This is a genomic window from Kocuria sp. p3-SID1428 (genome assembly GCF_025149945.1).
In the GTDB taxonomy this organism is placed as follows: Bacteria; Actinomycetota; Actinomycetes; order Actinomycetales; family Micrococcaceae; genus Kocuria.
In genome coordinates, this window is the sequence record NZ_JALXVH010000030.1 from 1 (window position 1) to 14253 (window position 14253).

13 protein-coding genes are annotated in these 14253 nt (G+C 72.4%); 7 read left to right on the forward strand and 6 right to left on the reverse strand.

The window, feature by feature from the left end:
* Positions 1-30: 30 nt before the first annotated feature.
* The 4 genes from M3E84_RS07885 to nirB form a co-directional block, all read right to left on the reverse strand.
* Complete coding sequence (locus M3E84_RS07885; protein ID WP_259895655.1) at positions 31-327, reverse strand: hypothetical protein; 297 nt, start codon at positions 325-327, stop codon at positions 31-33.
* A gap of 135 nt (positions 328-462) precedes the next feature.
* Entirely contained in the window at positions 463-1170 is a 708-nt protein-coding gene (gene deoC, locus M3E84_RS07890; RefSeq protein WP_259895656.1) for a deoxyribose-phosphate aldolase, read from the reverse strand.
* Between the two features lie 153 nt (positions 1171-1323).
* The gene (gene cobA, locus M3E84_RS07895; protein WP_259895657.1) at positions 1324-3276 is read right to left on the reverse strand and encodes a uroporphyrinogen-III C-methyltransferase; all 1953 of its coding nucleotides are present in this window, start codon (positions 3274-3276) and stop codon (positions 1324-1326) included.
* 58 nt (positions 3277-3334) lie between these two features.
* A complete protein-coding gene (nirB, locus tag M3E84_RS07900; protein WP_259895658.1) occupies positions 3335-5974 on the reverse strand; it encodes a nitrite reductase large subunit NirB in 2640 nt (879 codons plus the stop codon).
* A 236-nt stretch (positions 5975-6210) separates the two neighbouring features.
* On the opposite strand from nirB, the gene nirD reads away from it, so the two are divergent.
* On the forward strand, positions 6211-6552 hold the full coding sequence (gene nirD, locus M3E84_RS07905) for a nitrite reductase small subunit NirD (protein WP_061710765.1): 342 nt from the start codon (positions 6211-6213) through the stop codon (positions 6550-6552).
* A complete protein-coding gene (locus M3E84_RS07910) occupies positions 6549-7346 on the forward strand; it encodes a sirohydrochlorin chelatase (RefSeq protein WP_259895659.1) in 798 nt (265 codons plus the stop codon). Before nirD ends, M3E84_RS07910 begins: the two co-directional genes overlap by 4 nt.
* A 26-nt stretch (positions 7347-7372) precedes the next feature.
* On the opposite strand, the gene M3E84_RS07915 is transcribed toward M3E84_RS07910, so the two are convergent.
* Both M3E84_RS07915 and M3E84_RS07920 read right to left on the reverse strand, forming a co-directional pair.
* Complete coding sequence (locus tag M3E84_RS07915; RefSeq protein ID WP_259895660.1) at positions 7373-8182, reverse strand: trimeric intracellular cation channel family protein; 810 nt, start codon at positions 8180-8182, stop codon at positions 7373-7375.
* Between the two features lie 103 nt (positions 8183-8285).
* Positions 8286-9209, reverse strand: a complete 924-nt coding sequence (locus M3E84_RS07920; RefSeq protein ID WP_259895661.1) for an SDR family oxidoreductase — start codon at positions 9207-9209, stop codon at positions 8286-8288.
* A gap of 505 nt (positions 9210-9714) precedes the next feature.
* On the opposite strand from M3E84_RS07920, the gene M3E84_RS07925 reads away from it, so the two are divergent.
* The 5 genes from M3E84_RS07925 to acpS all read left to right on the forward strand — a co-directional run bounded on the left by M3E84_RS07925 (position 9715) and on the right by acpS (position 14251).
* Complete coding sequence (locus tag M3E84_RS07925; RefSeq protein WP_206390296.1) at positions 9715-10875, forward strand: 3-oxoacyl-ACP synthase III family protein; 1161 nt, start codon at positions 9715-9717, stop codon at positions 10873-10875.
* Complete coding sequence (locus tag M3E84_RS07930) at positions 10872-12410, forward strand: NAD(P)/FAD-dependent oxidoreductase (protein ID WP_259895662.1); 1539 nt, start codon at positions 10872-10874, stop codon at positions 12408-12410. The genes M3E84_RS07925 and M3E84_RS07930 overlap by 4 nt, the downstream gene beginning before the upstream one ends.
* A gap of 47 nt (positions 12411-12457) precedes the next feature.
* Positions 12458-13246: a 3-oxoacyl-ACP reductase FabG gene (gene fabG / locus M3E84_RS07935; protein ID WP_259895663.1), complete on the forward strand. Its 789-nt coding sequence runs from the start codon at positions 12458-12460 to the stop codon at positions 13244-13246.
* Between the two features lie 91 nt (positions 13247-13337).
* The gene (locus tag M3E84_RS07940) at positions 13338-13745 is read left to right on the forward strand and encodes a phosphopantetheine-binding protein (protein WP_006214242.1); all 408 of its coding nucleotides are present in this window, start codon (positions 13338-13340) and stop codon (positions 13743-13745) included.
* Between the two features lie 2 nt (positions 13746-13747).
* Positions 13748-14251 carry a holo-ACP synthase gene (acpS, locus tag M3E84_RS07945; RefSeq protein ID WP_259895664.1) on the forward strand — a complete coding sequence of 168 codons (504 nt, stop codon included), beginning with the start codon at positions 13748-13750 and terminating at the stop codon, positions 14249-14251.
* Positions 14252-14253 lie beyond the last annotated feature (2 nt).

Below are 14253 nucleotides of genomic sequence, written 5' to 3' on the forward strand. Positions count from 1 at the left end.
GAAGGGGCCGGAAGATGCTCCGGACGAGGCTCAGTGGCCGGCGGGCTTGCTGATGTTGGTCGCAGCCGAGGCCGGCAGGTCCAGCGCCGTCTCGTGCCCGCCGACGGGGCGCGAGCGGGTCTTGGAGGCCATGATCCCGGTGGGCACCAGCAGGGCCGCTCCGTAGACGCCGATGCCCAGCAGGAAGAGCCAGTTCTCGTGGTGGGCGAACAGGTAGAAGCTCACCAGGATGGTGGCCATGGCGCCGATCAGCAGGATCAGGCTGACCGCGCCGGTGCCTTCGCCGGAATGACGGCGGACCTTGCGTCCCTGGGCATCGACAGCCATTGAGTCCTCGTTTCCATGGTGCGGCGCGTGCGGCCGCGATCGTGCGGGTTCCTGACGGCCAGTGTACGTCCTTCGTGCAGCGGCCGCTCCGAGCCCCTGCCCGCGAGCCCAGCCGTGGCCCGCGAGCGCGGCGGCTCAGCCGAGCAGGGCGGCTCCGGCCGAGGCGCCGATGCGCGAGGCCCCGGCGCGCAGCATCTCGACGGCCGCCTCGTGGGTGCGGATGCCGCCAGAGGCCTTCACGCCGATGCCGCGGCCCACGGCCGCGCGCATCAGCTCGACGTCCTGGACCGTGGCGCCGCCGGTGGAGAAGCCGGTGGAGGTCTTCACGTAGTCGGTGCCGCCGGCCACGGCTGCCTCGCAGGCGACGGTCTTCTGGGAGTCCTCGAGCAGGCAGGTCTCGATGATGGTCTTCAGCTGCGCCCCGCCCTCGTGGACGGCCTCGGCCACCGTGCGGACGTCGTGCTCCATGGTGGGGCGGTCGCCGGCGCGGGCGGCCGCGATGTCCAGGACCATGTCGATCTCCTGGGCGCCGTTGCGGATGGCCTCGCGGGCCTCCCAGGCCTTGGCCTCGGGCGTGGAGGCGCCCAGGGGGAATCCGACGACGGTGCACACCAGCACATCCGAGCCCGCCAGGGCCTCGGCGGCACGGGCCACCCACAGTCCGTTGACGCACACCGAGGCGAAGCCGTGCTCACGGGCCTCGGCGCACAGCTGGTCGATGGCCTCCGCGGAGGCCTCCGGCTTGAGCAGGGTGTGATCCACGCGCGAGGCGATGTCCGCGGCGGTGATGTCCGACAGCGAGGAGATGGGCTGGCGCTCGGTGGGGTCGTAGGCGGAGGTCATGTGCTGGGCCTTCCTCATGTGTGGGGGATCCCGCCCTGTGCGGACGGGCAGTGCCTCGGATGCCGCGCGGCGACCTGTGCGCGGCTCGGCGGTCTCTGCTGCTGAGGGTATCGGGCAGCCCCGACGCCGGCTCGCTGAACTCGTCAGTGCGCCTCAGCGCTGCTGCCCGGGTCCCAGGACGTCGCAGAGCTGGTTGATCATGGCGCCCATGCGGAATCGCTCGGGCACCAGGGCGGGGATCCCGGCCTCCTCGAGGGGCTGAGCGGTCACCGGCCCCACAGTCGCCGCGATCACCGCGCGGGCCGATGCGTCCTGCCCCGGGTGGAAGGCCGCGGCGAAGTCCTCGGCCAGTCCCAGGGCGGCGGCTGCGGAGACGAGGGCCTGGGCGCCGGCGGCCGAGGTGAAGGTGACTGCATCGATCCGTCGCGCGCAGACCTCGCGCACGAGTTCGGGCACGGCGCCGGTCTCATCGGCGTCGGCCCATCGGTGCGGAGTGACCGTCAGGATCTGCGCTCCGGCCTCGGCCAGGCGCTGACGCTGGCCCCGATCCGCGAACCCGTTCTCCTGCCAGCCCACCACGGCGCCGCTGAGGCCGCGGCCGTAGGCCTCCTGCAGCAGGTCGACGAGACGGGGCAGGGTCTCGTCGGGGGAGATGCCCGCGTCCTGCAGCCCCAGATTGCGCACGGCCGCCCGTCCCTTGGGCCCGCGCACCCACAGATCGGCCTCAGAGAGCACCTCGAGCGCTTCCTGGGACAGCCCGGCCGCCTCGACGACCTCCCACCACCGCTTGAAGCCGTAGCCCGTGGTGATCACGAACAGCCCCGGGCGTGCGGCCAGCAGGCGGCGCGTGTCGGCAATGACCTGCTCTTCCTGCTCGACGGGCACGAGCTTCAGCGACGGAGCGGCCAGGACCTCGGCCCCGCGACGGCGCAGCGCGCCCATCTGGTCCTCGGCCCGGCGGTGGGCGGTCACCGCGATGCGCCGCCCGGCCAACGGCAGGTCCTTCTGCGCGGTGTCGGGCGGTGCCACGGCCCGGTGCGGGGTGAGCTCGCCGAGCACGCGCTCGCGGTCCTCGGCGGCCAGCGCGGCGACCGGCCCGATCACGGTCACCGCGGGCGAGACCGCCGAGGCCAGGTCTACGACGGCGCTGTCCAGCTGGCCCGTGAGCGTGCGCTGATCGGGGGAGAAGCCCTTCTCCACCACGGCGATCGGCAGCTCGGGGGAGGCCCCGGCGCGCATCAGCCCGCTCACGAGCTGCGGCAGGGTGGAGACCCCCATCAGCACCACGAGGGTGGCTCCGGTGCCCAGCAGCCGCGCGAAGCCGGCCAGCTCGTCGTCGTCGAAGGGCACGTGCCCGGAGGCCACGGTGAAGGCCCGGGAGACCTCGCGGAAGGTCAGTGGGATGCCAGCCGCGCCGGGCACGGCCACGGCGGAGGTGATGCCGGGAACGGTCTCCACGGGGATGCCCCAGGACTCGCAATCGGCGGCCTCCTCCCCGCCGCGGCCGAAGACGTACGGATCCCCGCCCTTGAGGCGCACCACGCGGCGGCCGCGGGAGGCCGCGGTGAGCAGCTGGCGCTGGATCTGCTCCTGGGGCACCGGGTGGTGCCCGGGCCACTTGCCCACGCGCACGATCTCGGCGTGCGGGGCATGTGCCTCGACGACGCCCTGCGGGGCCAGCCGGTCCAGCAGCACGACGTCGGCATCGGCCACGGCCTCCAGCCCGCGCACTGTCATCAGCTCCGGCGCACCGGGGCCGCCGCCCACCAGGGACACGCCCTTGCCGGGTGCGGGCACGACCGAGACCGGCACGGGGCCGTGGACCTCACGGAGCCGCAGCAGCAGCTGCTCCCATGGGGCGCGATCGCCGACCACGACGACGAGTCCCGGTGCCCCGCCTCTGAGGGCCTGCTCGGCAGGGGCCTCGTCGCCGGGTGTCTCACCCGCCTCGGCCGCGGCGCCGGAACCAGCACCGGCGGCACCAGCCGGGCCGGCGACCGCGCGGACCTCGGCGCCGGCGGCGCGCAAGCGCCTGGCCGGACGGGAGTCGTCGTCGGCGCCGAGCAGCAGGAGGCGAACGCCGTCCACAGAGGTGTCGAGAAGCATGTGATCAGCCTAGAACGGCAGGCCGGTCGTCTGGTCCACGCCCCCGGCGGAGTGCGGGTCAGCCCTGGGCGCTCACCGGGATGCGGGTCCCGGAGATCAGCACCGGGCCCGTGCCGTCCTCGGCGGCGGCGATCTCCTCCGGCGTGGCCGGGCGGATCTGCTCGCGCTCGAGCACGTACTGGCGGGCGGAGTCGTCCGAGGCATCCGGGTCGTTGACGAACGGGCGGAACCGGCGCAGGCGCTGCGGGTCGCGCAGGGTCGCGGCCCACTCGTCCTCGTAGCCCTCGACCTGGCGCTGCATGTCCGCCTCCAGGTCGGCGCAGATGCCCAGGGAATCGTCGATCAGCACCGCCTTGAGGTGGACGATGCCGTCGCCGTACTCCTCGTCGAGGTCCTCGAGCCATCGGGCGGTGCGCTGCAGCTTGTCCGCGGTGCGGATGTAGTACATGAGGTAGCGGTCCACGTACTGCACGAGCTCGGCCTCCGAGACGGACTCGGCGAAGACCCTGCCGTGAGCGGGATTCGCCCCGCCGTTGCCGCCCAGATACAGCGTCCAGCCCTCGGGGGTGGCCATCACGCCGATGTCCTTGGACTGGGACTCCGCGCAGTCGCGGGCGCAGCCCGAGGAGCCGATCTTGAACTTGTGGGGTGAGCGCAGCCCGCGGTAGCGGTTCTCCAGGCGGATGCCCATGCCCACGGAGTCCTGCACGCCGTAGCGGCACCAGGTGGAGCCCAGGCAGGACTTCACGTTGCGCAGGGACTTTCCGTAGGCCTGCCCGGATTCGAATCCGGCATCCACGAAGCGCTTCCAGATCTCGGGCAGCTCCTCCAGTCGGGCGCCGTAGAGCCCGATGCGCTGAGCGCCCGTGATCTTGGTGTAGAGCCCGTACTCGCGTCCGACCTCGGCGATCACCGCGAGCTTCTCCGGGGTGATCTCCCCGCCCGGGATGCGCGGGACCACCGAGTAGGTGCCGTCCTTCTGCATGTTGCCCAGGTTGCGGTCATTGGTGTCCTGCAGGGTGCCGCGGCCCTCGTCGAGCACGTAGGCATGCGGCTGCGAGGCCAGGATCGAGGCCATCGTGGGCTTGCAGATCGCGCAGCCGTCCTGACCCCTGCCGAAGCGCTCGAGAGCCTCCGGGAACGTGCGGATGCCGGTGGCGCGCACCGCCGCGTAGAGCTCGGCGCGCGAGAGCTCGAAGTGCTCGCACAGCGCCTTGGAGACCGTCAGGCCCATCTCGGCCATGGTCTTCTCGAGCGTCTTGTGCATCATCGGAACGCACGAACCGCACTGGGTGCCGGCATCCGTGCACTTCTTCAGCTCCGGCACGGACTGGTGGCCGTCGCGCACGGCCTGGCGGATCTCCCCGAAGGGCACACCGTTGCACGAGCACAGGATGGCGTCATCGGGCAGCTCGGTCTCGGGGGCGTCGCCGCCGGCCGCGGAGAGGTAGCGAGCCGGCTCGGCCGGCAGCGGTCGGCCCTGCAGGGGGCGCAGGGCGTCGTAGGGCTCGGCATTGCCCACGAACACGCCGCCGATCAGGGTCTCGCGGTCCTCGGCCACCACGAGCTTCTGATAGATCCCGGCCACCGGATCGGAGTAGTCGACCTCGATCGCCCCGGGCGTGGTCGCGTAGACGTCGCCGAAGGAGGCCACGTCCACGCCGGCGAACTTCAGCCGGGTCGAGGTGTCGAAGCCGGAGACCTCACCGTCCCCGCCGTGGAGGCGATCGGCCACGACCTCGGCCATCTTGTTGGCAGGGCCCACCAGGCCCCAGGTCTGGCCCAGGATGTGCGCGACCTCGCCGATGGCCCACACGTGGGCCACAGAGGTGCGGCAGGCCTCGTCGACGACTACGCCGCCGCGCGGGTCCAGATGGAAGCCTGAGCGCCGCGCCAGGCCGGAGCGGGGGCGGATGCCCACGCCCAGGATGACCATGTCCGCCTCGAGCCGGCGCACCACCGCCTCGGGGCCGGGGCCGTCGGCGACGTTCACGCCGATCACGTTCTCCTGCTCGTCCAGCTCCACGCCCTGGATATAGCTCGAGCACTGCACGTCCAGGCCCTGCTCGCGCATCAGCGAGTTGACGGCCAGTCCGCCCTCGCGGTCCATCTGGGTGCACAGCAGGAATTCTGCGACGTCCAGGATGGTGGCCTCCGCACCCAGATCCAGAAGCCCGGCGGCGGCCTCCAGACCGAGCAGACCGCCGCCCACGACCACCCCGCGCGGGGCGCGCCCCAGCTTCTGCTTCAGCTGCTCGACCTCGGCCACGATGCCGCGTACGTCGTCGATCGTGCGGAAGACGTGGACCCGGTGGGCGCCCGGGATGTTCAGGGTAGCGGCGTTCGAGCCGGTGGCCAGCACGAGCTCGTCGTAGGCGAAGGTCTCGCCGCTGCGGGTGAGCACCGTGCGAGCCTTGACGTCCAGCTCGGCGGCGCGCTGGCCCGAGCGCAGCTCGATGCCCGGTGTCTGCCACATCTGCGGATCGCCCAGCGTGAGGTCGCGCTCGGCGTCCACGAACAGCTTCTCCAGGGCCACGCGGTCGTACGGGGTCCATTGCTCCTCGGAGAGCACCGTGATCGTGTCCTGGCCGAGCCCGCGCTTGAGCATGGACTGCACGAAGCGGTGAGCGGCGGGGCCGCCTCCGATGACGAGGATCCGGCGTCCGGTCGAGGTGTCCTGGGCGGTGGTCTCTGACATGAGTGGCTTCCTTCGCATCGCGGGTGGGCTCGCTCCGATCAGACCACGCGCCCCCGGGCAAGGAGGACCTCAGTTGCCTTCAGATGCTGCGGGACCTGCGCGCGGCAGCGGCCTGCGGGTACGGTTCACGACAGGGCCGCGCCGAGCTCGCGGCGCCCTTCGAGACCTCCTGCGGAGGGCTCGCACACCGGGCACGGCGCTCGCCGCGCCCGAGGACCCAGGCAAGGAGCCGCATCATGAGCGCCACGACCGCCGTCGAGATATGCCGCCTCGAGGACCTGGAGACCGGCTGGGGCGAGGTCGCCCTGGTCGAGGGCCGCCAGGTGGCCGTCTTCCGGCTGCCGGACGACACCGTGGCCGCGGTGGATCACGCCGATCCCCGCTCGGGCGCGCTCGTGATCGCCCGCGGGATCGTGGGCGCCACGCTCGACGGGACCCCCACGATCGCCTCCCCGCTCTACAAGGAGGTCTACGACCTGCGCACGGGCCAGTGCCTCACGACCGATGCCTACGAGCTGCCCGTCCACGACGCGACCGTCTCCCCGCAGGGCCGGGTCGTCGTGGCGCTGCGCCCGTGAGCGCGCGGGGCGCCGGAGCCCCTGGACCCCGGTCCGAGGTCGACCCCGTCCTGCTGCTGTGCGCGCACGGCTCGCGCTCGCCGACGGCTCAGCGCGCCACGGCACGGATCACCGAGCAGGTCGGGCGCCTGCTGCCGGGAACCGAGGTGGTCGAGACCTGGGTCGACGTGCAGACCCCGGATGTCGCTCAGCGATGCGCCGAGCTGGCTGATCGCCCGGTCGTGATCGTGCCCCTGCTGCTGTCCGCCGGCTATCACGTGCGCCACGATCTTGAGCTGGCCGTGCACGGGCGGCTGCACCATGTCGTCGTCGGTGCTCTGGGACCGGATCCGCGGCTCTCCACGCTGCTCGCGCGCCGGCTGGCGGAGGCTGAGCAGGAGCCCGTTGCGGCCGAAGACGGCCACGCCGCGGCCGGGGCAGGAGAGCGCAGCGAGGATCCGGTCGTGCTGATCGCCGCCGGTTCCTCCGACGCGCGCGCGGTGGCCGATGTCCGCGCCCAGGCGCAGGATCTCGCGGGGCGTCTGGGGCGCCCCGTGGAGACGGGCTTCGTCTCGGCCGCGCAGCCATCGGCGCCGGAGGCCGTGGAGGCGGTGCGGAAGCGGACGGGGCGGCCGGTCACGGCGGCGTCGTTCCTGCTGGCGCCGGGGCAGTTCCACGACCGGGCCGCGGACGCCGGAGCCGAGCGGATCTCGGCGCCGCTGCTCGTCGAGGACGCAGTGGCCGAGGAGATCCTGGAGATCGTGCTGCAGCGCCGGCAGGAGGGCCTGCGACTGCTGGCCTCAGGCGGGCGCTGAGCCCGGGCGGCGGCAGGTGAGTGCGCTCAGTCGTCGTCCTTGTCCGAGGCGGCGGAGTCCTCCCGCTCGACCTGGACGATGGGCATCATCCCCGTGCGGGCCTGCTCATTGCGCTGGCTGCGCTGCCGGCCCAGCCGACCCTTGTGCACCACGATCCGCGGCCTCTTGGCGCTGGCGGTGCGGGCCAGCTGCCGCCCTGCGGAGCCGACATCCCAGCCGCCCTGACCCGGAAGCGTCCACCCCAGGGTGCGCGTGAGCACGGTCAGCAGGGCCGCCAGGAGGATCGCGGCCCCCATGCCCCAGTTGGGTCGACCCAGCTCCCACGCGGCCGCCATGGTCAACGCGCTGGCGAACGCAGTGGTGGCCGTGAGGGTGTTGCCGCCGAAGATGCCGGGGACGCGGCCGATGCAGACATCGCGCACGGCGCCGCCGCCGACCGCGGTGATCATGCCCAGCATGATCGCCGGGATCCAGCCCAGCCCGGCGGCCAGTCCCTTGGAGGCGCCGGTGGCGGCCCAGCAGCCCAGGGCCAGCGCATCCGCCGCCGAGAGGGCCCGGTGCATCCAGCGGCCTTTGATCGGGAGGTTGAAGATCAGGCCCGTGCCGATCAGCGCGGTGATGAGGTAGGTCGGATCGCTGAGGGCCACCGGCCTGCCGTTCTGGAGCAGGACATCGCGGATCATGCCGCCGCCCAGCCCGGAGAGCACGGCCAGGACCAGGAAGCCGATGATGTCCAGCTTCAGGGAGCGGGCGATCGCTCCGCCGAGCACGGCGTTGACGAACACCCCCGCCAGGTCGACAGCGCGGAATACCGCCTCAGGGTCCAGCAGCTGCACGACCGCCTCCTCGTCGGGATGCCGACACGACAACGGGCCGCGGTCTGCGGCCCCGCTGAGGCTATCAGCGCGGCGCGGGGCGACAGCGCGCAGGGGCTGCGGCTCAGGCGCTGCGCACCGGCTGCTGCTCGAGCCAGGTGTCGAACGGGGTGGTCTGCTCGCCGAAGACCTGGAAGTAGGTCGTCGGGTCGGCGATCTCGCCGTGGGCCTGCATGAGTCCCATGGTGTCCAGGGCGCGGGTCAGCCCGCCCTTCATGAACAGGCGATTGACGGGGCTCATGAACCACAGCGGCATCACGGTGACCTTGGCCCCGGGGCGGGTGGCCTCCAGGTAGCGGCGCAGCGCGGACTTCAGCGTCATGGGCTCGCGACCGGTGACCTCGAAGACGCGGTCCTGGGCCTGCGGCATGGCGTAGCTGCGCGCGATCGCATCCATGAGGTCTGCGCTGATGATGGGGTGGAGGGTGTGCGGCTGCGAGCCCAGCAGCATGCCGCGCCCGTTCTGCACGAAGGACTCGAGGGTCTCGGCGAAGAAGGCCGGCCGGAAGACGGTCGCCGGTGTGCGCGCGGCCAGCAGGTGCTGCTCGGCGCGGACCTTGGCTCCCTCGCCGGGGTGATCGGCGAACTCGGGGCGGGCGTACATGCCGGAGATCATCGAGATCCGGGTGATGCCCAGCTGCCCGGCCGCCCGTGCCACGTGCCGCACGCCCTCGTCCTCGACGGCGCGGATCTGCTCGGGATCATTGCCTCCGCTCAGGGAAAGGTGCACGGCCTCGGCGCTCTCGAGCGCCCCCGGCAGGGTCTGCGGGCGCGTCACATCGGCCACGCGGGCCTCGACGCCGGCCGGCAGGTCCGTCTGCCGGCCGCGGGCCACTGCCAGGACGCGGTGGCCGCGGGCGGCGAAGACCTCGACGGCGCTGCGTCCGAGCTGCCCGGTGCTGCCGATCACGGCGATCGTGCGCGGAGCTCCGGAGGCCCGCGTCTGCGGGTCCTGCTGCGGGGCGGGCGTGCGGTCCGTGCGATCCATGTCCTGTCCTCCTGGTGGGGTGCGGCGGCCGTGCGGAGGCCGAGATCCCCTTCATCGTGGGGCACCGGCCTGGGAGGGCGCGCGGCGCGGGCGGGGATGTGACGGGGCGTGTCCGGTCCGGGCGAGACGGGGTGTCCACACTCCTGGGGGATCACGTTCCCCGCTCGGGGGACAATCACGCCGCGAAAATGCACTTAAGACTGGACGCAGGCCCGTGACGTGCCACGATGAATACTCGAGTTCGGCAGTGACCGGAACCTCGCGCCGCGCGAGCCCACCTGATCCAGGGCGATGACCGCGGTGCGACGTCCGCGCCGGGACCGCCCGCGAACAACGGCGCCCCTGGGAAGGGTGCGCCAGGCGGGCGCGGCGCGGAAGCCGGTGAGGCTGCGGGCTCGACGGGCAGGCGCAGTCGATGCGTGCAGTGCATCGGTGCCCTCTCCGTGCCGCACGGCGGTGGAGCACACCGCTCGAGCAGGACCACAGGCCAGAGGGAGGCTGCAGCATGGCTGGACAGGCAACAGCGCTCGAGGGACAGGGCGCCGGCATGCACGCGACGGGGGCGGTGGCACGAGCACGGATCACCGGCGTCGGCGGCTACCAGCCCGGCGAGCCCATCGGCAACGACGTGATCGAGGAGCTGGCCGGCGAGCTGCCGGCCGAGGTCCTGGAGGGGCTGTCCATCCAGCAGCGCTTCTGGCTGATCGACCCGCGCACCGGCGAGCACCGCGAGTCCAACGCCGACATGGCGACCAAGGCCGCTCGTCGCGCCCTCGACTCGGCGGGACTGGTCCCGGAGGACATCGACGGCATCATCCTCTCGACCGGAACCCCCGAGTACACGCTGCCGCCCACGGTCGGCTACGTGCAGGAGCAGCTGGGGCTGGAGAAGGTCGCGACCATGGAGCTGCGCTCGGCCGGTGCCGGCGCGGTGCAGGCACTGGAGATCGCGCGCATGCAGATCGCGGCCGGCACGCGGCGCCGCGTGCTCGTGATCGGCTCGGAGTGCATCTCCCCGGTGCTGGCCGGGACCTACCTGGCCATGCCCAAGGAGAAGATCCGCATGCGCGACCGCGTGCCGATCTACATGTTCTCCGACGGCGCCGGCGCCATCGTGGTCGAGGCCTCCGACGACGAGTCGAAGGGCCTCGAGCCCGGGGCCGAGCAGGCCATCGGCGGGAACCGCAAGCCCGGCATCCACGCCGTGGGCGGAGGCACGTTCAAGCCGCTCGTGGAGCAGCAGCGCACCAAGCGCCTGGTCGATCTGCGCGTGGACGTGGTCGGAGCAGGCGAGTTCACCCCCGTGATGGTCCTGGAGGCGCTGTCCGGGACCCTGGCCGCCGCCGGGGCGACACCGGCCGATCTGGACTGGTGCCTGATCCCCGAGGGCAATGTGGGCTGGCTGCTGGACTCCATGGAGGAGCAGGGCACGCTCAACGCCGACTTCAAGGCCCTCGAGGGCAAGGTCTTCGACAACCTCGCCGACACCGGCGCCTGCGGCTCGGCCGCCGTCCCGCTGTTCCTCGATCACGCCTGGCGCTCGGGCATGATCGAGGTCGGCCAGCGCGTCAGCCTGATCGGCGTCGAGGCCACCAAGTGGATCTGGGCCGGGATCACTCTGGACTGGACCGCGCCGGCTCCTGCGAGCACCGGGCGCGACGCATGAGCGCCCGCCACGATGCGATCGTGATCGGCGCGGGCCTGTCCGGGCTCAGCGCCGCAGCCCTGCTGGCCCGAGTCGGGCTGGACGTCGTCGTCCTGGAGAAGGCCGACGGCCCCGGCGGCTGCGCCCGCTCCTTCACCCGCGACGGCTTCACCTTCGACCCGGCCGTCCACGTGACCGTGGAGGCGCGGCCGGAGGCCTATATCGGCCTGCTGCTCGAGCACCTGGGCGTGGCCGATCAGGTCGTCTTCGAGCGCTTCGGCGAGATCTACCGGGTGGATCTGCCGGGCTTCTCGATGGTCGCCCCCACCGGGCGCGAGGACTTCCTGGCCGCGCATCAGGACGCGTTCCCGGCTCAGGCCCGCGGCCTGGCCGAGCTGTTCGAGATGCGCCGCGAGCTCTACGAGCAGACCTCGTCCATGCCGCAGCGCCTCGATCTCGCCGAGGACATCGAGGCGGTCATGGCCCGCGTCCCGCGCGTGCTCGAGCACCGTCGTTCGACCGTCGAGTCGGCCAGCGCGCCGTACCTGGACGACGAGCGCGCCCGCGCCGTCATGGGAGCGATCTGGCCGTACCTGGGCTCGAGCCCCGACCGGCTGTCCTTCCTGCTGTTCAACCAGATGCTCGAGACCTTCCACACCGGCGGATGGTTCCCGCGCGGCGGCTTCCAGTCCCTCGTGGATGCGATCGTCTGCGGGCTGGAATCGGCCGGCGGCACGCTGCGCACCGGCGCCGAGGTCACCCGCGTGCTCAGCGCCGACGGCGCCGTGACCGGCGTGGAGCTGGTCGACGGCGAGCAGATCCTGGCCGAGACCGTGATCGGCGCCTCCGACGGAACCGCGCTGCTGGCAGAGCTCGTGGGCTGGGACGCCCTGCCCGCGTCCTGGAAGCGGCGCGTGGAGCGCTACACGCTGGCCCCTTCCGCCGTGACGCTGTTCGGCGGCTTCGACGGCGACCCGCAGCAGCTGGGCATGGTCGACGAGAACATCGTCTTCCGCCACTGGGACCACCGCCGGACCTGGGCCGAGCTGCAGGACGGGCGCCCCGGCGGGCTCTGGGCCTCGGTGCCCACCCTGGTGGATCCCGGCATGGCCCCGGCCGGGAGGCACTCGGTGACGATCACCGGCCTGGTGCCGGCCGAGCTGTCCCGGGACTGGTCGGCGGCCAAGCCCGAGCTGGCAGAGGACATGATCGCCGCCGTCGAGACGGCCTTCCCGGGATTCCGCGACGGATTCGACCTGATGGAGACCGCCACGCCGGCCACCTACGCGCGCTGGACGGGCAACCGCCGGGGAGCGGCCTACGGCTGGGAGAACACCCCGTCGCAGACCGCCTCCAAGCGCCTGCCCCACGTCACCCCGCTCAAGGGCCTGCTGCTGGCGGGGCACTGGTCGGAGGAGGGCGAGTCGTCGCTGCGGGCCCTGACCTCGGGCCGAGCCGTCGCCGAGCTGGCCGCCGAGCGCCACGGGCTCCCCGGGGCCGTGCCGTCGTTCGGCGGGCCGTCGTCGCTGCGCGAAGCCGCTCGGGCCGGTTCCTGAAAGAGCCGGACCCGAAGCACATGTCAGCTGCAACCGAGAGGAATCAGATGAGCGAGCAGAACCAGACCGAGGGCGCCGGGCGCCGGGCCGCCCTGGTCACGGGCGGCTCCCGCGGCATCGGCGCCGCGCTGAGCCTGCGCCTGGCCCAGGACGGCTTCGACGTGGCGGTCAACTACCGCTCCGGCGCCGAGGCCGCGCAGGAGACCGTCGAGCAGCTCCGCGAGCTCGGCGTGGAGGCGATCGCCGTGCAGGGCGATGTGGCCGACCTCGAGCAGATGAAGGCCGCGGCCGCCCGCGCGATCGAGGCCTTCGGGCAGCTCGACGTGGTCGTGAACAACGCCGGGATCTCCAAGGACGTGCTGATCTCGTCGATGCAGACCGAGGACTGGCGCTCCGTCATGGACGTCAACTTCGGCGGCGTCTTCAACGGCACCAAGGCCGTGCTGGAGCACTTCATGTCCCGCGGCACCGGCTCGATCATCAACATGTCCTCCGTCATGGGCGAGCGCGGCTGGGTGGGCGAGGCCAACTACTCCGCCTCCAAGGGCGCGATCAACGCCTTCACCCGCTGCTCGGCCGTCGAGCTGGCCCGCTTCGGCATCCGCGTCAACGCCGTGATGCCCGGCTTCGTGCCGACCGAGCTCGTCGAGGAGCTCGTGGCGAAGTCCGGCGCGGGGATCAAGAGGCAGCTGCCCATGCGCCGGTTCGGCGCTGTGGAGCAGATCGCCGGCGTCGTGTCCTTCCTGGCAGGCGAGGACTCCGCCTACATGACCGGCGAGTGCCTGGCCGTCGACGGCGGCGCCGCCGCCCAGCTCGGCCTCGGCCGGCCCAAGTGACCCGCGCCGACCGGCGCGCCGCGAACCACCCGACCACCCCGAAGGATCCGCCGAGCATACCGCTCGGACCGACACACAGAAGGAGAGCGCAATGACCGCTTCGATCGCTGAGACCAACACCGAGCTCTACGAGAAGGTCCGCGACTGCGTGGCCGAGGCACTGGCCCTGGACCTGGACGAGATCTCGCCCGAGTCCACCCTGCTCGACGAGCTGGGCGCCGAGTCCATCGACCTGCTCGACATCCTCTTCCGCATCGACCGCGCCACCGGCGTGAAGATCCAGTCCGACGAGCTGGCCAGCTACGTCCAGGGCGGCATCCCCGACGAGGAGTTCGGCGACGAGGACGCCGACGTCATCACCCCCAAGGGCATGGACCAGCTCAAGAAGGTCATGCCGCAGATCGCGGAGAAGGACCTCGACGGCAAGCTCTCGCCCGAGGACGTCATGAGCCACTTCACCGTGGCGAACCTGACCGAGCTCGTCGCCTCCCGGGCCTGATCATGACGGTCCGGGAACCGCAGGCTGAGCTGGTGCGGGTGGGCGTGGACCTCGTGGAGACCGAGAAGCTCGCTCGCCTCGCCGAGCGGTTCCCGGACCGCCTGCCGGATCTGTTCACCGCCGCCGAGCTGGCCTACGCGCTGCGCGGCGGACGGCGCAGCGGTGAGCGGCTCGCCGCCCGGTTCGCCGCCAAGGAGGCCGCGTTCAAGGCCCTGGGCACCGGCATGAGCCGGGGCGTGGGCTGGACGGAGATCGGCATAGAGCGCGAGCTCAGCGGCCGGCCCCGGCTCGAGCTTACCGGGCGCGCGGCGGCCACCGCCGGCCGGCTGGGCCTCACCGGTGCGGACGTGAGCCTCTCGCACACCCGTGACTATGCGATCGCCCACGTCGTCCTCTACGCGGCCGTCTCCGAACGCGGCACGACAGCGGCGCCGGCACCGCCCTGCGGCCCGAGCCGCTGGGGCGCCCCGGAGCCGCACGCGCCGGCCGCGACCACCACCAGCTGACA